The organism is Atribacterota bacterium, from assembly GCA_028703475.1.
Classification (GTDB): domain Bacteria; phylum Atribacterota; class Phoenicimicrobiia; order Phoenicimicrobiales; family Stramentimicrobiaceae; genus JAQVMU01.
The window spans coordinates 1-23,230 of record JAQVMU010000019.1 but is presented as its reverse complement, the minus strand read 5'-3'; the positions used below and the strand labels follow the sequence as shown (position 1 = coordinate 23,230).

Genomic DNA, 23,230 nt, shown 5'->3' with positions numbered 1-23,230 from the left:
AGGAGGTAATGTTTTATGGATATGTTTTGTTTTCAATGTCAAGAAACTGCTAAAGGAACCGGTTGTACGAAGAGAGGTGTCTGTGGTAAAGCTGCCGATGTTGCCAATATGCAGGATTTGCTGATTTATATATGTAAAGGAATCTCTGTTTATAGTACTGAGGCAAGAAAGTTGGATATAGAAAATAAAAATGTCAATAAGTTTATTATGGACTCTCTTTTTATGACTATAACCAATGCTAATTTTGATGAATCTGATTTTGTGAAAAAAATCAAGGAAGGTTTCGGGGTCAGGGAAGAAATAAAACAACAGTTGGTTGATTCAGGGGGTACAGTACCTGCGAATTTACCAGATTGTGCTACCTGGAAATCAGATGACGAATCTGAGTTTGAAGAAAAGGCTGTTTCATCGGAAGTAGGCGTTTTGGCTACTGAAAACGAAGATGTTCGTTCATTGCGTGAGTTAACGATTTATGGTATTAAAGGAATAGCTGCTTATGCTGAGCATGCTTATAATTTAGGATATGAGAATAAAGACATTTTTGATTTTATGCAAAGAGGATTAGTAGCAACAATTGATGATTCTCTCTCTGTTGATGACCTGGTTAACCTGGTAATGGAATGTGGTAAATATGGAGTAGAAGCAATGGCCCTGCTGGATAAGGCAAATACAGAAACCTATGGTAATCCTGAAATGACCATGGTCAATATCGGGGTACGAAATAACCCGGGTATTTTAATCAGTGGTCATGATCTTAAAGATATGGAAGAACTGCTTGAACAAACCAGGGATACAGGAGTTGATGTATATACTCATGGCGAGATGTTGCCGGCTAATTATTATCCTGCTTTTAAAAAATATAACCATTTTGTAGGTAATTATGGTAATTCATGGTGGAAGCAAAATGAAGAATTTGAAAAATTTAACGGACCAATACTAATGACAACTAACTGTATAATTCCACCAAGAGATAGCTATAAAGACCGGGTGTTTACCACAGGAACAGTTGGATATCCCGGAATGACTCATATTGCCGACAGAAAAGAAGGTCAGCAAAAAGATTTTTCAGAAATAATTAAAATGGCTAAAAAGTCTTCACCTCCTGTAGAAATTGAAAAAGGAGAAATAGTCGGCGGATTTGCTCATAATCAGGTTATCGCACTGGCTGATAAAGTTATAGATGCAGTAAAAAGCGGTGCTATTAAAAGATTTTTTGTAATGGCCGGTTGTGATGGCAGAATGAAAAGCAGGAATTATTACACAGAATTTGCCAGGAAACTTCCAAAGGATACAGTTATTTTAACTGCCGGTTGTGCCAAATACCGTTACAATAAGCTTGATTTGGGTGAAATAGAGGGAATTCCAAGAGTATTGGATGCCGGACAATGCAATGATTCTTATTCACTGGCGGTTATTGCATTAAAATTAAAAGAAATATTTGGCTTAGATGACATTAATCAGCTTCCTATCTCCTATAATATAGCATGGTATGAGCAAAAAGCTGTAATTGTTTTACTGGCTTTGCTCTATCTCGGAGTGAAAAATATTCATTTAGGTCCAACCCTACCTGCATTTTTATCTCCCAATGTTACAAATGTTTTAGTGGAAAAGTTCAACATAGCGGGTATTGGTGATGTTGAGGATGATTTAAAAATGTTTTTTGACCAAGAATAGAATCTACAAAAAAAGAATAAAACAGCAAATTTCCGGCAACTGAGAAATATTTATTCAGTTGCCGGAAAAACCTGTTATTGCAGGATTGGACGAGAAAACTATTGATGATTAGCCATTAGATACAGTGCTAACTGAATATACTTTTGTTGTTTTGATCTTAATGCTAATGGTTTTTACCAGGGGTAGCCTGACAATGAGGTTCTCTTTCATTGACAGAGAACCTTTATGCCCGGGTTAGCAATCACGGGAGTTTATATGTTTTTATATCCATATATCATATTAATGGAAAAATATAAATAGTATAATGATTATTTTAGTAAATGTTTTATATTGTGTACAATAATTAAATATAATCTTCTAAAAGAGATAGTTGCTTAATAATAATATTATTACCCTTAATACTTATTAATCCCTCACGAACCATTTTACCTAACTCTCTAGATAGTGAAGGCCGGGTAACTCCGAATTGTTCAGCCATTTTTTCGCGGGAAACAGGTACAGTGATATGCAGATTTTTCTTTTTCTGGTAAATTTCTAACAGATAAACACAGATTTTTTGTCTTATTGTCTCTCTGGATAGGAATTTTAGACGGTTATTTAATAAAATTATCTTTTCAGACAGTAAGAATAATAAATTTCTTAAAAATTTTTCATTTTGAAAACATATTTTTAGAATATTATTTTTATTAATAAACATGATTTTAGAGTCTGTAATTGTGAGAATTGTTGAAGGAAAATTTTTCATGGATGTAAAAATAGCTATTTCACCAAATGCCTTTCCCACTTCTATTTGGTCTATTACCACAGTTTTTCCTGATGGATAATGCTTTTGAACTTCTAAAGTACCATTTAAGATTAATCCAATTTCAGACAAAGGATCTCCTTCGATTGCAATTATTTGTCCTGGTTTATAATCCTCAGTTCTGTATCGGGAAGAAACCAGAAAGGAATTAATTTCCTGATTATTAAAATCCTTAAACAATATATTATTTTTAAGAGCATTTTGTATATCAAACATGTTTCTATACCTTCGACACTTATAAATAAAACGCTAATTTATAGTATCATTTTTACGCAGCGATTAAAACCGGACTTCTAAACCAAATTTAAAGCGATAATCCTCTTCTGTTATAGAATAAGAATCAAATTGAGTGCTAAAGCTAAAAGTAGGTGAAATCTGATAATCGATGCTTAAACTTGTTTCACTGACAAAATCAAGAGATGTAGAATATGTAAATAAAACATCTTCACCAAAATTTTTGCCGATTTCTAATTTTAAATCTCTTGGATGGAGATTTTCCAGAATAAACAGGTTAGTTGAGGAACTTTCCGGCATATCATAATGGAACCTGATAAATTCGAGACCTAACTCTTCTGCCAATTCCCGTTCCATCCTTTTAAAGAGGTTAATCTGGAGGCTTTGAAATATTATGTCTACCATTTCCTGGGATAAGATCTGGCTTATTTCACCTTCAGACAAGCCCTGGATATTCCTGTTCAAAGTTAATAGTGAAACGATTTCTGCTTGATTCAGGACAGGCAGAGAAGATAGCTGTATTTTTGGACTGGCAAGATTTCCAGATACATTGATTGATATTTGTACATCCTGCACATTAGTATTCGCATTAGCATTAATTTCTATATCGTTTATAGATAGACTGTTAATTACAACACGTCCGTCTGAAAAAACAAATCTTTTCTCAAAATAAATCAAATATCCTTTTTTGAGAACAATATTGCCCCCTACAGCCGGTTCGTTAAAAGAACCACTCAAATTAATTTTACCTGTTACATCAATTTTTGCATCAGGAAGAATCAACGTAAAAGGATCGGCAATTTCAAGATCCAGGTCAAGATAGTTTTTAGAATTTCCATTAATATCAGTAATATTTCGTGTCTCATCATATAACTGCATCAATTCTTCAAGATTCATCTCACCCTCAGATAAAGTTAATGTACCTGTAATAATAGGTTCACTTAAACTACCCCTGATTTCTGCTAAAAAGTCAGCATTACTTTCTAAAATATCCTGATAAGTAATTCTTTTCTTGTCATTCTTTATATTAAGTAGAATATTTTCAGGCATAAATTGAATGATTTCAAATTGACCTGATATGTTTAAACGATTTTCATAAGCGGTAAAATATAAATCTGAAATTTCTACTAAATTATCGGTTATTTTTATACTTGTATTGATTTCTTCCATCTCTATTGGAAGGTTGTTTATACCAATATTACCCTGGTTAATATCTATTATACCGTTCAGTACAGGTTTTTTAGATGTGCCTGACAAATATAATTCAAGATTCATATCTCCTGTGATTTCAGAAAATGTTTCCTTCCAGAATATTTTTAATAAGTTTAGCCTGGCTTTTTGCATGTTAATTTGAAAGTCTAACGGGATTTCGTTAGAAGCCATATCTGAGATATTTTCCTCTATATCAATTTCCTCCTCGAATGAAAACACATCCAACGGAAGATTCCCTTTAGCCTGTATTAAATTATCCTCTTCCAGAGTAATAGTAAGTTCCAATACTTCAATTTCATTTTTTTTACTGTCCCAGTATAGATTGCCAAGAAGGTTTTCAAATTGGAAGGTGCGGAAATAGCCTTTATTTACCTGGGCAATTACAGAAATTTGTGGTTGTTCAACCGTGCCTGTACAATTGCCTTCTATATTAATAATCCCTTCAATATTCTCCTCAATCTGCATCAGGTTTGCTAATAAGCCGATATCTAATTTCTCAGCCTGGAAATCAATAGAAACCTCCTGGGCAGGATTTATGCTTCCCTTTGCCTTTAATATCCCCTCACTTTGTATTAAATCAAAGTCAGCAATTTGCAATCCTTTATCACTCAGTGTTATTTCGGTTTCCAGTTTAGAAGGGGGATTATTATTTTTTTGTCTGGGATTTAACGATGCTGATAAGATTATCTTCTGTTCGAGCATATCACCCTGAATATTGGCATTTCCGGATATTTCTGATGGCAGAAACCTTTTTATATAATTCTCATCAGCATAAAAAATATTTGTAATTTCTTCAAAAGCATCGTGACTGAAATCAATCTCTATAGAAAATGGATTATTATTTACAAATTCAGTTTGGCCGATAGCTTCCAAATTCATGGAATCATTTTGCAGAATAAGTCTTTTCAATTGAAAAGTATAATAATAACCTGATTGATTAAAAAGTCCTGCAGTATTGCTATTGATATCTTCAGGTGGTATCTTATCTCCAGGCTGTAAGAGGAAATCAATTTCTCCCTGTCCCAATAAGTAGTCTTCTACCATAATCTCCTTTAACTGAAAATTTCCTTGAATTTCAGGTTTTGGCCATATACCGGTAATTTTACCATTACCGCTTGTAAACCCTGAAACCGAAACATTTTCTATGTATGATTCAATAAACGGCTTAAGATTTACAGAATCTAACTGATAAGAAATATTTATTTCCGGTAATTTTTTATCTTCTAAAACAATTTTACCTTCCCCGGTTAATTCAATATCCTGATTTGTTAAAATGAGATTTTCAAGTGAAATAATATCCAGATTATAATGCAATTTTCCTGTAAGGTTGCCTAAAGAATTATCCTGGATAGAGAAATCCAGAAGGTTAAACTCAGCTTCTATTATAGGATTTTGAGAGGAACCAGAAAGTGTTCCTTTTATATCTGCAATGCCTGTAGGTATTGTTTCCATATTAAGATAATTAGCGATATCAGTTAATTCAGGTACCTGTATTCCAAATTCAAAAGCAAAACCATCAAGTTTTTCCAGATTTAATTTCCCCTCAAAATTTCCTTTATTTTGACCGAATTCTATTTCACATTGATCAACAGATAATGATTGTTCAGTTAAGTCAATAGTGGAGGAAAAATTACCCTTTACTGGTTTGTTTAATAAAAATTTACCTGTTTTAAAATCTTTTAATGTAAAAAATCCCTCAATACTTGTCATGGGGTTGTCTATATTTTTGTTTGTAATCTGCAAGTTGCTATCTATGTTTCCCGAATAAGCATTAAAGATAGATGCCTGTTCAAACAGAGGATGTCTGATAGAAAGGTTTTCAGTTTGTAAGGAGAATTGGTAAAAAGGGCTGTTTTTATCCCAGACAATATTTCCACTGGCTGCTAAAACTGAATTTTCTTCAGAAGTATTTAATGATTTAACTATTAATTCATCCTGGTTGAAAAGAAAGCTACAATCTACTTTTTTAAAGGAAATGTCCTCAAATAATATTTCAGGAGAAAAGGCATCTCCTTCTACCTGAAAAGTATCAATTTGCAGACCTTTTGTTTTTCCTTTTGCATTTACAGAAAAGCCAATTTCTCCATTAAGAGACAAATCATTTAAATCCGGTATAAATGATAAAATATCGCTCTTTAGCTGTGGTACACTTACTGCTTCACTGAAAATATCAAGATCAAAAGAAACACCAGTTTCGCTTATTACCTGTCCATCTAATTGGATATTTTTATCATAATACAGGCCAGTCATATCCTCTATTGTTATTTCCGGATTCGAAAATTGTACAGAACCATTCACTTGATGAAACGGAATTTGGTTTAAGAATTGTGGCTTAAAATCAGCTTGTTGGAAAGTTGCCATACCTTTCCAGTTTGCATCCAGGGTTTTTGAGTCTGAAGAATGACTCAGGTTAAAGTCTGTAGTAAATCTACCCCGGTCTATATTAAATAAATCAGCTACTTCTAAAAAGTACTGAAAATGGGTGATGTCTGCATTTTCAAGGTGAAAGTCTAAAGAATAATCCGGTTCCCATATGCAAAACTGTCCACTCAGTCCCAGTATGGCATTATCTTTTTCCTGAATACCCTGAAAATCTATCTCAATTCTTGGTAACTGTGATAAATCAAAGTAACCGTCTATATTTTTAGCTCGTGTGGTCAAACGATTAAGGTGGTGGTTATATACCATTTCATCATGATAAACCAGAGAGCTGTTTTCAAAATTGATATGATTAATTGTAATATTTTCATGTATTTTTGTTAAATCAATTTTAAGTCGATCAAAATAATCAAATTTACCTGTGGATTTCCTTGTTAGGCTTGTTGAGGCATTAGAAAAAGCCATATTTCTTATAGTAAGATGCCAGTTATTCCAGTGGAGAATAGGAAATAAAAGGGTAAAGCTTATTTTTGCTTTATCTGCCCGGAATAATGTCTCTTTATTTTCAGAAGAAATATCTTCAAAAACTGTAATATCAGATAATTGTACTGATTGTAATGATACATAATCTATTTTACCGATTTCTATCGGGTTTTCCAGATTTTCTTTAAGCTGTGATATTATTATAGATTTCAGATTATTGCGGAAGTTTTCACCATTAATATAAATATAAAATATTCCTGATAAAACTGCTAAAATTAAAATAGTTATTGCTACCCAAAAAATTAACTTATTATTTTTTTTTGATTTATTCAAAATCAGTATTCCCCTATAGTTTGTTTCATAAAAATCCATACAATAATACAAATAAAAGTTTAATTATTGTGGAATTATTAAAAAAGAAGTTAATGTTTGTAAGTATTATAACACAGCATACTTTTTTACAGAAAAAGAAATATCAAAATCTGCTAAATTTTACATGAACATAAAAACAATTAACTTCTTTATTCTAATGTCTTGACATCTGTGGTAAAATATTTAAAAATACATATAAATAAAGCAATGCGTGGGAGAATAAGTATATATTTAATGAGTACAGAAAGTTGCAGCTGATGAGATGCAACCTCATTCGTATACTAAATGGACCCACAAGCTTCAGTCTGAAAAAAATAAGTTTTTAGTAGGTTCTGACGGTATTTCCCACCGTGATCAGGGAAAGGGTATCGGTATCTGATAATACCCGTACCTTATTAAGCGGATATGGACAGAGAAAAAATATTGTCTGTATTATAAAGAGTGGCAACGCGAAAATATCAACCTTTCGTCTCTTGACGGAAGGTTTTTTTGTTTTGTCAGACTTGACCGGACCTAACTGAGTTGATTGCCTGAAAAGTTGAATATTAGAGGGCAATTAAAAAAGGGTGGCACCACGAAAGACTTTTCGTCCCTTTAATTCTTAAAAGGATTATGGGGTGAAAAGTCTTTTTTTATTATTTTAAAAAAAAGTTAAAAATTAAACAGGCAGAGTGTTTTAAGTAATTCATTTTAAATAAGGAAAACTAAAACAATAAATTTATTGTAAGGAGAATCAAGTATTTCAGCTAAAGAAAAGAAGGAGATGTAATCATGAATGATGAAATAAGTGTGAAGCGTTGGCCCCCGCCAGGGGGTAATTTGAAAGTCAGTATAACGCATCTTTATTTTAGTTAAATATCAATGAAAAAAAGAAAAGAAAGGAATTGTAAGATGGAACAATTAAAATATATTTTAGAAGAAAAAGATATACCACAATATTGGTATAATATACAGGCGGATTTACCAAAACCCCTGCCTTTAACCTTGCACCCGGCGAGCAAAAAACCTATTAAACCAGAAGATTTAGCACCTTTGTTCCCATTAGAGCTGATTAAACAGGAAGTCAGCACAGAGAGATATATTGAAATACCTGACGAAGTTAGAGATATTTACCGGCTTTGGAGGCCAACTACCCTGTTTCGTGCTGAAAAATTGGAGAAGGCATTGAAGACACCTGCAAAAATATATTATAAGTATGAAGGCAGCAGCCCACCGGGAAGTCATAAAGCAAACACCGCTGTTGCCCAGGCTTATTATAATAAAAAAGAAGGTGTTAACCGCATAACAACTGAGACAGGTGCCGGCCAGTGGGGAAGTGCATTGGCTTTTGCAGGGGCCTGTTTTGATATGGAAGTTAAAGTATATATGGTAAAAATAAGCTTTAATCAAAAACCTTATCGGAGGGTAATGATGCAGGTTTGGGGTGCTGATTGTATTCCCAGTCCATCTGACCAGACGAATGCAGGAAGGGCTATTTTATCAAAAGACCCCGATTGTCCGGGCAGCCTGGGATTGGCAATAAGTGAGGCAGTTGAAGAGGCAGTAAGCAGAGAAGATACTCATTATTCTTTAGGCAGTGTGCTTAATCATGTTTTGTTGCATCAAACAGTAATCGGGCAAGAAAGCAAAAAAGTACTGGAAAATATTGATGAATACCCTGATATTATTATTGGATGTGTAGGCGGTGGTTCAAATTTTGCCGGTATGTTTTTACCATTCATAAAAGACAAAATAGATGGTTCACATCCTGATTTAAGAATTATTAATGTTGAACCGGCCAGTTGCCCGACTCTTACCAGGGGGCCTTATGAATATGATTATGGTGATGAAGCAGGCCTGACTCCTTTAATGAAGATGTTCACATTGGGACATGGTTTTATACCGCCCCCTGTTCATGCGGGAGGGTTACGCTATCATGGTATGTCACCAATTATCTGTCATTTATTAAATTTGGGTTTGGTAGAAGCAAGGTCAGTACAACAGCTGGGCACTTTCCAGGCAGGTGTAGACTTTGCCCGCAGCGAAGGAATTATAAGCGCTCCTGAAGCTGATCATGCCATTCGGGCTACCATCGATGAAGCAATAAAATGCCGTGAATCAGGAGAAGCAAAAACTATCCTTCTTTGTTTAAGCGGACATGGACATGTTGATATGGCAGCATACCAGGCATATTTTGATGGCAAATTAGAAGATCACCAATATTCCCAGGAGAAGATAGAACAGGCATTATGTGATTTACCAAAAATATGATGAAAAAAGGGCGGGTTTAAATCCGCCCTTTTAATTTTCTTTTTTACAGATTTTTAGAAGAATAATATACATTATAAAGATTATCCCTTAAATCACTTGATTATTGATGATTGGATTACATATAATTGAAAATGTAAAGCAGGGTTAGTGATATTTATAATGTAAAGGAAGTATTAAATGGATAATCTTATAAAGGCAAAGAATATATTGAAGAAAAATAACTATACTTTTGTCCTGTTAGCAAATGGGAAAACAGTAAAAGTATCTCACAAGAGAGGGATTATGGCATTTATGGAGATTATTCGGGATAATAAAAAAATAATTGAGGATAGTATTATTGCCGATAAAGTAATTGGAAAGGCAGCAGCAATGTTAGCAGCCCAAAATAAAGTAAAGGCAATTTATGCTGAAATTCTCAGCCGAAAGGCAAAAGAAGTGCTGGATGACTACTCAATATTTTGTCAATATGAATATATCGTAGATTTTATTCAGAACCGAACAAAAGATGACAAATGTCCCATGGAAAAATTAACTGAACATATTATTGATCCTGAGATTGCATATATGCAGATTTTACAATTTTATCGGAAAGTGCTTAAAATTGATTTATCATAAAAGAGTATTTCATTTACTCTACTATCTCATATATTCTGATGTTTCTGAAAAAATATTATCCATCTGATTCTATCCCTTTTCTTTGGAGTTGGTTAATTCATCAATAACCATCATACTGATATTAAAAGCATGGTCACCGATTCTTTCCAAATTACTGAGCACATCTATATAGATAATTCCGGCTTCAGGATTGCAGATTTGTTTTGTAAGCCGTTGAATATGTTCATTGCGGAGACTTTCTTCAATTCTGTCTATTTCATCTTCTCTTTTAGTAACTACTTTTGCAATTTCCGCATTGCGATCTTTTAGTGCATTCAGTGAATATTGAAGGGACTTTTCAACCTTTGAAAAGATATATTTCAAGTCCTTTTCTGCTTTTTGACTAAAAATCAGTTTTTCATTAGCCTTGTTTTCTGCTAAATCTGCAATATTTTCGATATGGTCACCTACTCTTTCAATATGTCCTGAAATATTCATTAAATTAGCCAGACTCTGTGATTGTGCATGACTTAAGGATTTTTGAGATACAACCAGCAGGTATTTTGTTATTTCACGATGGATAGTATTTAATATATCTTCTTTTAGATAGATATCCTGAACAATCCTGTCATTATTTTTTTGCAAGGCAGTTAAACTGCTTCTTAACATACCCAGTGCTATATTTCCCATGCGCACTAACTCTTTTTTTACCTGTCCTAAAGCGATAGAAGGAGTATTGATTAGACTTTTTTCAAGAAATATAGTACCTTTTTTTATGACTTTTTCTTTACCCGGGATAATACGCATTAATACTTTTAATATTAATGGCAAAAAGGGCAATAATATTAATGTATCGATTACATTAAACAGTGTATGAGCATTTGCTACCTGACGGGGAACAGTAGAAGCTGTTAAGGATGACAGGGAGATAAATTGGTTTAGAAAGAAATAAAAAATGGTTACACCGGCAGTTTTAGTCAGAAAGTGGCCAACTGCTATCCGTCTTCCGGTAATGGAACTTCCTATGCTTGCCAATAAAGCCGTAATACAGGTACCAATATTGGTTCCCAGGATAAGAGGGATAGCTGCATTCAATCCAAGCAGTCCCTGAATGGATAATGAGATGATAATTGCTGTAGTGGCACTGCTGCTTTGCAAAACGGCAGTTACGATTGCAGCTATGAATATGCCAAGTATAGGTTTTTCCGCTACACTTACTAACAGACTGATAAATAAGGGATTGCTTTTTAAGGGATCTATAGCAGAAGACATAGTAGAAAGCCCTAAAAATAACAGGCCAAATCCTATCATAACAGAACCTATATACTGATATACTTTTCTCCTGGCAAATGTATTAAAAGCAAAACCTATTCCAATAACCGGTAGGATGTAATCGTGCAGCTGGAAAGAAATAATCTGGGCAGTTATTGTTGTTCCGATATTTGCTCCAAATATAATACTCATTGCCTGTTTTAAATTTAATAATCCTGCATTAGCAAATCCGATTGTAATGACACTGGTAGCACTACTGCTTTGCAAGATTGCTGTAATTATAGTTCCGGTTGCAACACCTTTAATAGGATTTTTTGAAAGGGCTTCAAGTATCTGATGTATTTTATTTCCGGCAATTTTTTGCAGACCTTCACTCAGCTGACGCATCCCGAATAGAAATAGACCCAGACCGCCAATCAAACCAAATAAAATAAATATATTCATAAAACTTTTAATCTATAATCTTTCTTGTTTTTTTTCTGTTCTAACAATTTAAAAATCAACTAACATCTTACAAATTATAACACTATAGACCTAATTTTTGAATAACAATGCTATTTTTTATGGTATTTTCTTGCTAAGAAAGCAGATTATGAATACAATTGATTTATTAATTAATATAATATTGCTTTTTCTATAATATTTTGGAGTAAATATTTGTTATCATTGTGTAGTAAATTAAAAAAATTTCAAACAGGAGGGAAATGATGACCCAAGTTAAAAAATTATCAGTAGTGAATGCAAAAGTATATATACTAAGCATAATTGTTCTTTTAGTGTTTCTTTCTCTGCTTTCAAACTCTTTTGCTTCAGAAGATGTGAGGGAAGCAATTGTAAAAGTGTATACAGTAAGTAATTCTCCTGATTACTATAATCCATGGAGCATGCAGGGCCCAAGAGCCAGCTCCGGCTCCGGATGTATGATTGAAGGGAATTTAATATTGACCAATGCCCATGTGGTAGGCAATCAAACATTTCTGCAGGTTCGCAAATATGGTGATACGCAAAGATTTACTGCACGCGTAGTAGCAGTCTCACATTTAACTGACCTGGCATTATTGACAGTAGACGATGAGCAATTTTTTGAAGGTGAGCCGGCTTTGTCCTTAGGTGAATTACCGGAGACTCAACAGGAAGTCTTAGTATACGGGTTCCCAATGGGTGGGGACATGTTAAGCATTACCAAGGGTGTAATTTCAAGGATTGAACACCAGCCTTATGTTCACAGTTCATCAGTCTTTTTGGCCGGTCAAATTGATGCAGCTATCAATCCTGGTAACAGCGGGGGACCGGTTTTAGTGGAAGATAAAATTGTAGGAGTAGTTATGGCAGGAATTCCATCTGCTCAAAATATAGGTTATATGGTTCCGGTTCCGGTTATCCGCCATTTCTTTAAAGATATTGAAGATGGCAGTTATGATGGTTATCCAAGTTTGGGTATTGGCATGCAGGATATGGAAAACGAGGGCTTACGAAAATATTATCAGATGGAGCCGGGGGCAAGTGGTGTTTTAATTAACCAGGTTATTCCGGGTTCTCCTGCTGATGGAAAATTACAGCTTGGTGATGTGCTGGTAAAAATAGAAGACTACCCGGTGGGTAATGACGGTACTATTGAGTTCCGCAGAAATGAAAGAACTCTTCTTAATTATGCTGTGCAGCAAAAACAAATTGGTGAGGATATCATTTTAACTGTCTTAAGAGAAGGAAATGAAGAAAAATTAAATATCAATCTGTCGCGTTCCATGAAGAAGGATCGTCTTGTACCGATGGAGGAATATGAAACCCTGCCCACTTATTATATTTATGGTGGGCTGGTATTTTGCCCTCTTACGAAAGATTTATTGAATATATGGGGCTCACAATGGAGCCAATCTGCACCAAGAGAGCTGGTCTGTCACCTGTTGAGCAATACCCCTGAGAGAGAAGATCAACAAATTGTCGTATTGTTAAAGGCTTTGGCAGCTGAAGTAAATCAGGGATATCAAAATATAAACAGCTGGGTTGTTGACCAGATAAATGGAGAAAAAATATGGAATATGCATGATTTAGTGGAAAAAGTAGAAAATTGTCAGGAACCATTTGTAATCTTTGAAGATCAATGGAATAAAAAAGTTATAATTGATAAAGAGAAAGCAATGGAGAGTCATTATGAAATTTTAGATATCTACCGAATTCCATTTGATCGTTCAGAAGATTTGGTTGAATAATATACTCAAAAATGATAGTTATCCTAATTTAACAGATTTATTATGAATTTAAAAAAGAATAAAATAATATTTTTCAGGAGGTAAATAGAATGGTAGATTTGGCTGTACATTATTCGGGTTTAAAATTAAAGAACCCAATTATTATTGCTTCTTCTCCCTTAGGAGAAAAAATTGAGAATATTCAGTTGTTAGAGAAAGAAGGTGCCGCAGCAGTTGTATTGCCTTCTTTATTTGAAGAGCAGACTGATTTAGAGGAAAAGAGTCATTTTTTACTATATGAAGAAAAAGGATACAGTAAATACTTAGAATATTACAGGGAAGTTCTTCAGAATAAACTAATGCCTGATGAATACATGGAATATATTTCAAAATTGAAAAGCAATATTGATTTACCCATAATTGGCAGTCTGAATGGTGTTTCAGTGGGGGGATGGATAAATAATGCCATTTCGATGGAAGAAGCAGGAGCTGATGCCATTGAATTAAATATTTATTTCCTGCCTACCAATCCTGATATGGATGGAAGAAAAGTAGAAAATAATTACTTAAAGCTCGTTGACGAGATTACCACCAGTGTTGCAATTCCGGTTGCAGTAAAAATACATCCATACCTAAGCTCAATACCAAATATGGTTAAATCTTTAGGTGAAGCCGGTGCCAGTGCAGTTGTCTTGTTTAATAGATTTTACCAGCCTGATATTAATTTAGAAAAGATGAAAGTTGAACCGGCACTAAAATTAAGCACTTCCCAGGAACTATTGTTACGTATCAGATGGACTGCTATTCTCTATAGCAAGGTAAAACCGGATATAGCTATTACCGGTGGGGTTCATACTGCCGAGGATATTGTCAAAAGCATTATGTCTGGAGCAAATGCAACAATGTTAGCCTCTTCATTGCTTAATAAAGGTTTTAGCTATTTAGGTTCTTTGCTGAAAGATTTAGAACATTGGTTAGAAAACCATAAATATGAGTCAATTCAAGAAATTCAAGGCATTATGAGCCAAAAATCGGTTTCTGAACCGGCAGCCTTTGAAAGAGCAAATTACCTGAAAGTGCTTGATTCCTATAATAATGAATGAGTATACCTTAAAGATTATAATATAATTAACTGCCTGGTAATTTGGCGTTAAAATAGCAAATACAATAAATAAATAGGATTTATCTATGGGGAATCGCGGCAAAAGAGAATTAGATGAAATAATAAACAGATTAAGGTATCAACTTAAAGCGATTATTAGAAAGCTGAATCTTCACCATCAATATATTGATGGTGAAGATTTGTATCAGGAGATATTATTGTATTTGTGGCAACAAAACAGGGATGGAAAATTAAAAAATAAAAATGACAGCTATATCTTACAGGGATGTTATTACTATTTAAAGAATTATCTTAGAAAATATGTCAGGTCTGAAAGTAAAAAATCAGATTACAATCAGTATTATAATTTACCAAAACAGGGTAATGAATCTGGGAAAGATAATCAGTTTGATTACCATAATCATACTACCTATGATATGGATGAATACCTGTATTATGATGATTTTAAGAAAGAATTATCATATAAGGAAAGGGCGTTACTTAATCTAAAACTGAAAGGATTGAGTTCCCGGGAGATTGGGAAAGAATTGGGTATTTCTCATACAATGGTATTAAAAATGCGAAAAAAAATGGTTGAGAAATATAAATCACTATATCAATAATAAAAAAATCAGTCATTAATATTACTTCCGGTTTCCAAAAAAGCAATTTATTTACTTGTAGAGGTATAATATAAAATTTTCATATAAGAAATTAAGATAAGGAGAAAATTTATGCCAGAAGTAACCAAAGAGATGATATTAAAAAAGGCCGAAGAATTGAAAATTCGATTTGTGAGGCTTAAATTCACTGACATCATGGGCATTCCCAAAAACATTGAAGTACCGGTTAGGGACTTAAAGAAAGCTTTGGATGGTGAAATAATGTTTGATGGTTCATCAGTTCAGGGTTTTTGCCGGATTGAGGAATCGGATATGTATTTGCAGCCGGATTTCAATACTTTTATGATAAATCCATGGGAAGAAGAACAGGATGTGGCTAGAATAATCTGTGATATAGTAAATCCGGACAAAACACCATTTGCCGGCTGTGCCCGAACTAATTTAAAAAGAGTGCTCTCAGAATTGAAAGAAAGGGGACTTACTGCTAATTTTGGCCCGGAGATGGAGTTTTATTTATTTGGCAGGGATGAAAATAATAATGCTACTACCAGGACAAATGATCAGGCCAGTTATTTTGACCTTTCTCCTGTAGATCTGGGTGAAGAAATACGCAGGGATATGGTAATTACTCTGGAAAAATTAGGATTTGAAGTTGAAGCTTCTCATCATGAAGTCGGGCCTGGACAGCATGAGATTGATTTTCGTTATTCAGATGGTATTACAACAGCAGATAGAATTATGGTATTAAAACTAACCAGTAAAACTATTGCTATGTGGCATAATTTACATGTGACATTTATGCCGAAACCCGTTTACGGAATTGCGGGCTCGGGAATGCATACTAATATATCATTATTTAAAAACGGAAGTAATGCCTTTTATGACCCGGATAACAAATATGAACTAAGCAAAGAAGCCCTTTATTTTATTGGCGGAATAATGAAACATGCAAAGGGATTAACCGCAATTACCAATCCACTGGTTAATTCCTACAAACGTCTTACTTCCGGTTATGAGGCACCTGTTTATATTGCCTGGTCACACCGCAACCGCAGTCCTTTGATTCGTATACCGGTTTCCAGGGGAGATTCTACGAGGATTGAATTACGCAGCCCGGATCCTTCCTGTAACCCTTACCTGTCTTTTGCTGCTATTCTGTCGGCAGGTATGGATGGAATAGATAGAAAGATTATGCCCCCGGATCCGGTTAGTGAAAATATCTATGCTATGGATGATTTACAATTAAAGAAATTTGGCATAGATCAATTACCAGGTAATCTAAAAGAGGCTTTAGAGGAGTTTAAAAAAGACAAGGTTTTACAAAATGGTCTAACAGAACATATTATAACCAACTATTTACGGGCGAAATATCAGGAATGGGAGTGTTATAGTTTACAGGTTCATCCCTGGGAGCTGACACAATATCTTTCCATGTATTAAAGTAATACTGTTTAAGAAAATATCTTGCCTTAAGCCAGGGTGGGTTAAAGTCCTTTTTAGAATTTTAATCCACCTTTTATTTATAATGTAGTTTATTAAAATCAAAATCACCCTCCTCTGTTATTGATTAAAAAAATTCTGTTATTAATCTTTTCTGTTTTTAGTTTTCTGTTTATAGTAATCGTATTAAACCCCAATATTTAATATTTTTTGTATAAATTAATCTAAAAAATAGTTTTAATTGGAAAAAAAAGTGATATTCAATATATAATAAGATATAATTAAATATACTCAATATCTTTATTTGCTCAGAATATTACAAATATAAAAAGGGTTGATAAATATTATGAGGATACGTATTAAGTACATTAACGGAAAACGTTTTAAAAGATTTATCATGACATCTGCCCAACGGATTAACCAGACAGAGAAACATCTTAATGATATTAATGTATTTCCTGTAGCCGATGGTGATACCGGAACCAATTTGGCTATAACAATGAATAACATTGTAACAGAAGTACTTGATTACCAAAAGAATTCTTTTGAAGAGATGATTCAGCGAATAGCGAGAGCAGCATTAAGTGGGGCCAGGGGCAATTCCGGTGCCATCCTTGCACAGTTTTTTCAGGGGCTTGCCGAGGCGACAAGAGGGATGAGCAGCTTGACAACTGTTACTTTTTCGAAAGCTGCACTAAAGGCAGCTGAACAGGCTACAAATGCAATATCAAATCCTCGTGAAGGCACTATAATAACTGTTATGAAGGAATGGGCTTTTTATACTAATCAGTTAGCCCATAAGACACCGGATTTTGTTGAGCTATTTAAAAAATCTCTTGCAAAAGCAAAAAAATCATTATTAGAAACACCTGATAAACTATCTGTTTTAAAAAAAGCAGGAGTTGTAGATGCAGGTGCAGAGGGTTTTGTAAATTTACTGGAAGGAATTGTTGATTTTATTGAATATGGAAAGCTGAAAACACTGCAAAATAATGATTCTGAATCCCTTACAGGGGTTAATAGAAAAAATATATCTTATTCCAGGGAACAAGTTAAATTTCGCTTTTGTACCGAGTGTTTGCTGGAGGGTAAAGATCTGGATAAAACTCTTATTAGAAAAAGATTAGAGGGCTTAGGTGATTCACAGGTCATAGCAGGCTCTGATGAGCAAATCAGAGTACATATACATACAAACCAGCCTGATTTTGTAATATCACTTGTTGGTTCCATGGGTAAAGTTCTGGAAACTAAAATTGACGATATGTGGGAACAGACTGAAATTATCAACCTGAAAACAGGGAAAAGAAGAGTAACCCTGGTAGCTGACAGTACCTGTGATTTACCCGATGATTTAATTCAAAAGTATAATATAAAATTAGTTCCCATCGCTGTAAGTGTTAACCAGGAAAATTTTTTAGACAGAATAAATATTTCCGCAAAAGAAGTAGTTGATTATTTAGAAAACCCTGATTATCATGTAACTACTTCTCAACCTCCTTATCAGTATTTTGATAATGTTTATCAACAGGCAGGCCAGGAAAGTGATGCTATTATTTCTATCCATATTTCCGGGAAATTAAGCGGAACTTACCAGGCTGCATGTGTTGCCGGGAAAAAAAGCAAATACAGTGACAGGATTCAAGTAATTGATGCCAGGACAAGTACAGTTGGTTTAGGATTGCTGATATTAAAAGCTGTACATCTTATAGAGAAAGGGTTTACAGTGGATCAGATTGCAAAACAAATAAATCATCATATTGAACACAGTAAAATATTTGTCAGCATCCCTACATTAAAATACCTGATTAGAAGTGGTCGACTGGATAGGATTAAAGGCTTAATCGGTTCAATGATGCACTTAAAACCGGTTATCAGTCTTAATAAGGAAGGATCTTTTGAGGAGGCCGCAAAAGTAATCGGACATAAACGTTTATTGGAAAAGACATTAGAATTAGCAACCAATTTTGCCGAGAGCGTTAAAAACCCACACTTCGGCATTGCCCATATTCAGGATATTGAATTAGCCAGATGGTATCAACGGGAATTGCAAAAGCGCTTTCCCAAGGCAGAAATTTATATTGCTGAAGGATCACCCGCATTAACTGTACATATAGGTAAAGGCGGTACCGCTATCGCCGTAATGGGCGAGTAATTATAGAATCTTACAATTAAGTATAAAACAGGAGAATAACATTGGAAATCGGTATTTACAGTTTATTTTCAGATAAAGATAATCAGGAATCAATCAATCAATCCCTTCAGCCATTTATTAAATCAGTTGAAAAATATTTGGGAGAGTCCCTGGTGGATATTAATCCTGCAGATATTAAAAAAGGGGATTTTCTGCCTGTCATAATGATTAAGTCAGGTGGTGTAGAAGAGAAATTCAAAAGAATCTATCAGCAGTTTCCACATCCTTATTTACTTCTTGCCGGTTGTTTTTATGATGCCCTGTCTGCCGCTTTAGAGATAAAGGAGTATTTAAAAAAAAGAGGTGAACAGGTTGAGATTCTGCATGGTTCAGAAAAATATATCGCCGGTCGCCTGAGATTATTAAAAGAGTCTTTTGAGGCAAAAAAATCTTGCAGGCGTTCTCGGGCAGGTGTTCTTGGTGAACCGTCCACCAGGCTTATTGGCAGTGGAGCAGATTATAATATAATCAGAAAAAAGTCAGGTATCAGGATTTATAATATCCCGATAGAGGAAATGGTCAGGCATATTGATCTGGTAAAGGTCGAAGATGTTTCTGGTGATATGGATATTCAACCGGCCGGATTTAAAAAAGAAACGGTTCAGCAGGAAAGGCGAATTTACCAGGGATTAAAAAATTTAAGCCGAGAGTATAATTTTAATGCCATTACGGTAAGCTGCTCGGACCTGCGGGATTTTTATAAAAATACAGGGTACCTTGCATTGTCTTTATTGAATAGCGAAGGTATTATTGCAGGATGTGATGGAGATGTCCCTGCCCTGATTTCTATGATTATTGCCAATCAATTAATCAAACAGCCTGTATTTTTAGCCAGTCCTTCCTGTATCAAACAGGAAACAAATGAAATTATTTTTGCCAATTGTTTTATTCCCATTAATATGTGTGAATCATATGAATGGAAAACTCATTTTGAATTAGAAACAGGAATTGCAATATGTGGTAAGATCAAGAAGGGTCCTGTAACTCTTTTTAAAATCAACGGAAACATGGATAATTATTATCTGGCAGAAGGAGAATTGACTGACAATCTTGAATTACCGACCCTATGCCCAACTCAAGTAAAAATAACTTTGAAAGAGCCGGTTGCCGATTTTTTAGAAAAATCAATTTCCAGCCATTATATTATCTGTAGAGGACTACATTTGGAGAAGTTCGAAAAATATCTTTCTCTTATCCGATAAAATATTACATCTGGACTGTTTGTTCAGAGTTTATTCCGATATATAAATAAACAGAAATATTTTTTGGTTGAGAGGTATTTATTTTGAGAATTGGAGTTATCTCTGATGTACATAGTAATGCTGAAGCTTTTCAGACTGTTCTAAGTCAATTAACAGACACAGATGCTATTTTTTGCCTGGGTGATATTATAGGATATGGAGCAGATCCTCTGTTTTGCATTGAAAAGATTAGAGAGTTAGAGATCCCATGCATTAAGGGTAATCACGAAGGTGCAGTAACCGGTCAACTGGACCTGCAATATTTTAATGAAGATGCCAGACTGGCAATCGTCTGGACTAAAAAACAACTTCAGGAGAAAGATTTTGTCTACTTAAGAGCTTTGAACCGTAAGATTGAAATGTGCAGGGATGTGCTTGGAGTGCATGGCAGTCCAAGACAGCCATTATGGGAATATATTCTGGATGAGCAGGTTGCTGAAGAGATTTTTACTTCATTCGATTTCCGGATTTACTTTATCGGGCACAGCCATATTCCCGGCTATTTTACCTTTAACCGCAAAAATAAAGCGGTTAATTATAATAATGCAATTAATGGTGCAGAGATTAATATCAAAGAGAATAACAGCTATATCATAAATTGTGGCAGTGTAGGACAGCCCAGAGATGGAAATCCTCAGGCTAGTTTTGTAATTTTTGATACTGAAAAATCAATTGTTCGCATCATAAGACATGATTATCCTGTTCTGAAAGCACAAGAGAAGATTAACAGGGCAAATTTGCCCCATTTTTTAGCAGAAAGATTAGCTATGGGAATTTGAGAAAACACCCGGGAAAGTGTGTATTATGAAAGAAGCCATGTTTTATAAATCAATTAAAGATAAGAAGGTAAAATGTGAACTTTGTCCGCATCAATGTGAGATTTTACCGGGGAAAAGAGGGATATGCCGGGTAAGAGAAAATAGAAACGGTATTTTGTACAGCCTGAATTATCAGCGAATAATTGCCGCTCACATAGATCCTATAGAAAAGAAGCCATTATTCCATTTTTATCCCGGTTCTAACTCATATTCTGTTGCTGCAATAGGGTGTAATTTCCATTGTTTACATTGCCAGAACTGGACTATTTCGCAGGTTCAGGGTGATATTATTACAGGAGAGAAGGTGCCGCCAGCGGATATAGTAGATGATGCCCTGAAAAACAATTGCCTGTCTATTTCCTATACTTATACAGAGCCTACTATTTACTACGAGACAGCGTATGAAATTTCTCAAATTGCTCATGAAAAAGATCTAAAAAATATTTTTGTTACCAATGGTTATATTAATCCTGAAGCACTGAAGAATATTGCACCTTATCTTGATGCCGCGAATATTGATTTAAAGGCTATGAATGAAGATTTTTATCGAAATGTCTGTGGAGCTAAATTACAGCCAGTGCTTGATAGTATAAAATTATACTTTCAACTGGGAATCTGGATTGAGATTACCACTTTAATTATTCCAGGTTATAATGATAGTAGTGATGAATTAAGAAAGATAGCAAGATTTATCGCAGACATTGATAAAAATATTCCCTGGCACATCACTGCCTTTTATCCAACTTACCGGTTGAATGACGCACCTTCTACACCATTATCTACCTTAGAACTTGCTTATAAAACAGGAAAAGATGAAGGCTTAAGATATGTTTACCAGGGGAATACCGGCCAGGGGGAAAACACATACTGTCCTTCCTGTAAAAAAATAGTGGTAAAGCGGGAGTTCTTTAATGTGAAGAATCAAATTAAAAACGGCAAATGTCCTTTTTGCGGTGGTGAAATTCATGGTTCAGGAATGTCTTAATTGGTAAAAGCAATAATTTGTTAAGATATTAACAGGTACTTAAAAAAGAAGGTAGAGTATAAAAATGGAAAATAAAGAATCTTATATCGTGTTTGGACCGGTTCCTTCCCGCCGGTTAGGTAAAAGCCTGGGGGTTAACAATATACCTCCAAAGATATGCACCTATTCCTGTGTATATTGCCAGGTAGGTAAAACATTAAAGATGGAGGCAGAGCGCTCACTGTTTTATGATACTACTGAAGTGGTAAGGGAGATTGAAGAAGAGGTTAAAAAATTTCAGCAGAAGAATGAAACCATTGATTATATATCATTTGTTCCCGATGGAGAGCCTACTCTCGATTTGGAATTAGGAGAGAAAATAAGGAAATTAAAACATCTGGGTATTAAGATTGCTGTAATATCAAACGCTTCACTGATCTGGCAGGAAAAAGTGAGAGAAGATTTAAAGGAGGCTGATTGGGTTTCATTAAAAGTAGATGCTCTTACACCTTCTGTCTGGCGAAAGGTTGATCGTCCGCACCGGTCTCTTGAATTAAAAAATATCTTAGAGGGAATTAAAGTATTTTCAAAAGATTTTCAGGGGAGCTTAAATACAGAAACCATGTTAGTCCGGGATATGAATGACCGGGAAGAAGAACTGCATAAGATTGCAGGCTTTATCAAAGAACTTAATGCTCACCGATGTTATATTTCTATTCCTACCCGTCCTCCTACGATAAAATGGATACAGCCTCCTCTACCCGAAAAAATAACGGTAGCATACAATATTTTTCAAGAATACGGTTTATCAGTTGAATGTTTACTGGGATTTGCAGTCCAGTCTTTTGGTTTTACAGGGGATATTGAAAGGGATATACTCAGTATTACAGCAGTACATCCTATGCGTGAATCAGAAATACAAAATTTCTTAAAAAAAGCAGGCAGTGATTGGGAAGTTATAAAAAACCTCATCAAAGACAAAAAACTAATAAAAACTTCCTATGGCAACCAGAAGTTTTATATGAGAAATTTTGCAGCAAGAAAAGGTGATTAAAACAGCTTGAATTACCGGAATAAAATACGTGATAGCTTTCCACGTTTTATTTCAACAGCACGTTCCGGACATAATTCCTGACAGCAAAAACAACGAATACATTGAGTTAGATCTACATATGGTTTTGTTTCAATCATCTGGATACATTTGGCCGGGCAGTTCCGTGCACATAAGCCACAGCCAATACATTTTTCATGAATAAAATCAGGTTTAGGCCTTAGAATATTATAAAAAAACTTGTCTAATACTTCCGGTAAGGGTATTGGGACATGTCGGCTTCTGGAAGAGGCAGGTACTTTAAAAGGAATCGGTTTTAAATCAGCAGATAACATTCCC

Annotated in this window: 16 protein-coding genes and 1 other annotated feature; of the genes, 12 read left to right on the top strand and 4 right to left on the bottom strand. The window is 34.6% G+C overall.

From position 1 onward, the window contains the following. Positions 1-15 precede the first annotated feature (15 nt). Positions 16-1,674: a hydroxylamine reductase gene (gene hcp / locus PHQ99_03730; protein ID MDD4288681.1), complete on the top strand. Its 1,659-nt coding sequence runs from the start codon at positions 16-18 to the stop codon at positions 1,672-1,674. A gap of 343 nt (positions 1,675-2,017) precedes the next feature. Here the strand turns inward: hcp and PHQ99_03725 are convergent, their stop codons facing one another. Both PHQ99_03725 and PHQ99_03720 read right to left on the bottom strand, forming a co-directional pair. Then, positions 2,018-2,692 (bottom strand): Crp/Fnr family transcriptional regulator, encoded by a 675-nt coding sequence (locus tag PHQ99_03725; GenBank protein MDD4288680.1) that lies wholly within the window; start codon positions 2,690-2,692, stop codon positions 2,018-2,020. 63 nt (positions 2,693-2,755) lie between these two features. Then, complete coding sequence (locus tag PHQ99_03720; GenBank protein ID MDD4288679.1) at positions 2,756-7,117, bottom strand: translocation/assembly module TamB domain-containing protein; 4,362 nt, start codon at positions 7,115-7,117, stop codon at positions 2,756-2,758. A gap of 237 nt (positions 7,118-7,354) precedes the next feature. Next, positions 7,355-7,753 (top strand) — a binding site (T-box leader). 294 nt (positions 7,754-8,047) lie between these two features. Between PHQ99_03720 and PHQ99_03715 the strand changes: the two genes are divergently transcribed. Continuing rightward, the gene (locus tag PHQ99_03715; protein MDD4288678.1) at positions 8,048-9,406 is read left to right on the top strand and encodes a TrpB-like pyridoxal phosphate-dependent enzyme; all 1,359 of its coding nucleotides are present in this window, start codon (positions 8,048-8,050) and stop codon (positions 9,404-9,406) included. A 177-nt stretch (positions 9,407-9,583) separates the two neighbouring features. After that, a complete protein-coding gene (locus tag PHQ99_03710) occupies positions 9,584-10,021 on the top strand; it encodes a DUF1893 domain-containing protein (protein ID MDD4288677.1) in 438 nt (145 codons plus the stop codon). Positions 10,022-10,090: 69 nt separating this feature from the next. Here PHQ99_03710 and PHQ99_03705 read toward each other — a convergent pair whose 3' ends face one another. Continuing rightward, on the bottom strand, positions 10,091-11,716 hold the full coding sequence (locus tag PHQ99_03705; GenBank protein MDD4288676.1) for a Na/Pi cotransporter family protein: 1,626 nt from the start codon (positions 11,714-11,716) through the stop codon (positions 10,091-10,093). 260 nt (positions 11,717-11,976) lie between these two features. Here PHQ99_03705 and PHQ99_03700 point away from each other — a divergent pair, with 260 nt between their 5' ends. The 9 genes from PHQ99_03700 (at position 11,977) to PHQ99_03660 (ending at position 22,894) form a co-directional block, all read left to right on the top strand. After that, positions 11,977-13,482, top strand: a complete 1,506-nt coding sequence (locus tag PHQ99_03700) for a serine protease (GenBank protein ID MDD4288675.1) — start codon at positions 11,977-11,979, stop codon at positions 13,480-13,482. An 89-nt stretch (positions 13,483-13,571) separates the two neighbouring features. Next, positions 13,572-14,564: a dihydroorotate dehydrogenase-like protein gene (locus PHQ99_03695; GenBank protein ID MDD4288674.1), complete on the top strand. Its 993-nt coding sequence runs from the start codon at positions 13,572-13,574 to the stop codon at positions 14,562-14,564. A gap of 85 nt (positions 14,565-14,649) precedes the next feature. After that, positions 14,650-15,186: a sigma-70 family RNA polymerase sigma factor gene (locus PHQ99_03690; GenBank protein ID MDD4288673.1), complete on the top strand. Its 537-nt coding sequence runs from the start codon at positions 14,650-14,652 to the stop codon at positions 15,184-15,186. 111 nt (positions 15,187-15,297) lie between these two features. Continuing rightward, positions 15,298-16,626, top strand: a complete 1,329-nt coding sequence (gene glnA / locus PHQ99_03685) for a type I glutamate--ammonia ligase (protein MDD4288672.1) — start codon at positions 15,298-15,300, stop codon at positions 16,624-16,626. A gap of 346 nt (positions 16,627-16,972) precedes the next feature. Continuing rightward, positions 16,973-18,778 carry a DegV family protein gene (locus PHQ99_03680; protein MDD4288671.1) on the top strand — a complete coding sequence of 602 codons (1,806 nt, stop codon included), beginning with the start codon at positions 16,973-16,975 and terminating at the stop codon, positions 18,776-18,778. 41 nt (positions 18,779-18,819) lie between these two features. Next, on the top strand, positions 18,820-20,019 hold the full coding sequence (locus tag PHQ99_03675) for a hypothetical protein (protein ID MDD4288670.1): 1,200 nt from the start codon (positions 18,820-18,822) through the stop codon (positions 20,017-20,019). A gap of 83 nt (positions 20,020-20,102) precedes the next feature. Next, a complete protein-coding gene (locus tag PHQ99_03670) occupies positions 20,103-20,837 on the top strand; it encodes a metallophosphoesterase family protein (GenBank protein ID MDD4288669.1) in 735 nt (244 codons plus the stop codon). Between the two features lie 25 nt (positions 20,838-20,862). Continuing rightward, on the top strand, positions 20,863-21,861 hold the full coding sequence (amrS, locus tag PHQ99_03665) for an AmmeMemoRadiSam system radical SAM enzyme (GenBank protein ID MDD4288668.1): 999 nt from the start codon (positions 20,863-20,865) through the stop codon (positions 21,859-21,861). Between the two features lie 64 nt (positions 21,862-21,925). Continuing rightward, positions 21,926-22,894, top strand: coding sequence for a radical SAM protein (locus tag PHQ99_03660; GenBank protein MDD4288667.1), 969 nt, complete (start codon positions 21,926-21,928; stop codon positions 22,892-22,894). An 11-nt stretch (positions 22,895-22,905) separates the two neighbouring features. Here the strand turns inward: PHQ99_03660 and PHQ99_03655 are convergent. Beyond that, a partial coding sequence (locus tag PHQ99_03655) for a 4Fe-4S binding protein (GenBank protein ID MDD4288666.1) occupies positions 22,906-23,230 on the bottom strand: 325 nt, incomplete at its 5' end.

Bases quoted from the DNA above. Each gene is read 5' to 3' on its own strand.
- PHQ99_03690 (MDD4288673.1), top strand. From the start codon at position 14,650: ATGGGGAATCGCGGCAAAAGAGAATTAGATGAAATAATAAACAGATTA.
- glnA (MDD4288672.1), top strand. From the start codon at position 15,298: ATGCCAGAAGTAACCAAAGAGATGATATTAAAAAAGGCCGAAGAATTG.
- PHQ99_03680 (MDD4288671.1), top strand. From the start codon at position 16,973: ATGAGGATACGTATTAAGTACATTAACGGAAAACGTTTTAAAAGATTT.
- PHQ99_03695 (MDD4288674.1), top strand. From the start codon at position 13,572: ATGGTAGATTTGGCTGTACATTATTCGGGTTTAAAATTAAAGAACCCA.
- amrS (MDD4288668.1), top strand. From the start codon at position 20,863: ATGAAAGAAGCCATGTTTTATAAATCAATTAAAGATAAGAAGGTAAAA.
- PHQ99_03700 (MDD4288675.1), top strand. From the start codon at position 11,977: ATGATGACCCAAGTTAAAAAATTATCAGTAGTGAATGCAAAAGTATAT.
- PHQ99_03715 (MDD4288678.1), top strand. From the start codon at position 8,048: ATGGAACAATTAAAATATATTTTAGAAGAAAAAGATATACCACAATAT.
- PHQ99_03710 (MDD4288677.1), top strand. From the start codon at position 9,584: ATGGATAATCTTATAAAGGCAAAGAATATATTGAAGAAAAATAACTAT.
- PHQ99_03660 (MDD4288667.1), top strand. From the start codon at position 21,926: ATGGAAAATAAAGAATCTTATATCGTGTTTGGACCGGTTCCTTCCCGC.
- PHQ99_03705 (MDD4288676.1), bottom strand. From the start codon at position 11,716: ATGAATATATTTATTTTATTTGGTTTGATTGGCGGTCTGGGTCTATTT.
- hcp (MDD4288681.1), top strand. From the start codon at position 16: ATGGATATGTTTTGTTTTCAATGTCAAGAAACTGCTAAAGGAACCGGT.
- PHQ99_03725 (MDD4288680.1), bottom strand. From the start codon at position 2,692: ATGTTTGATATACAAAATGCTCTTAAAAATAATATATTGTTTAAGGAT.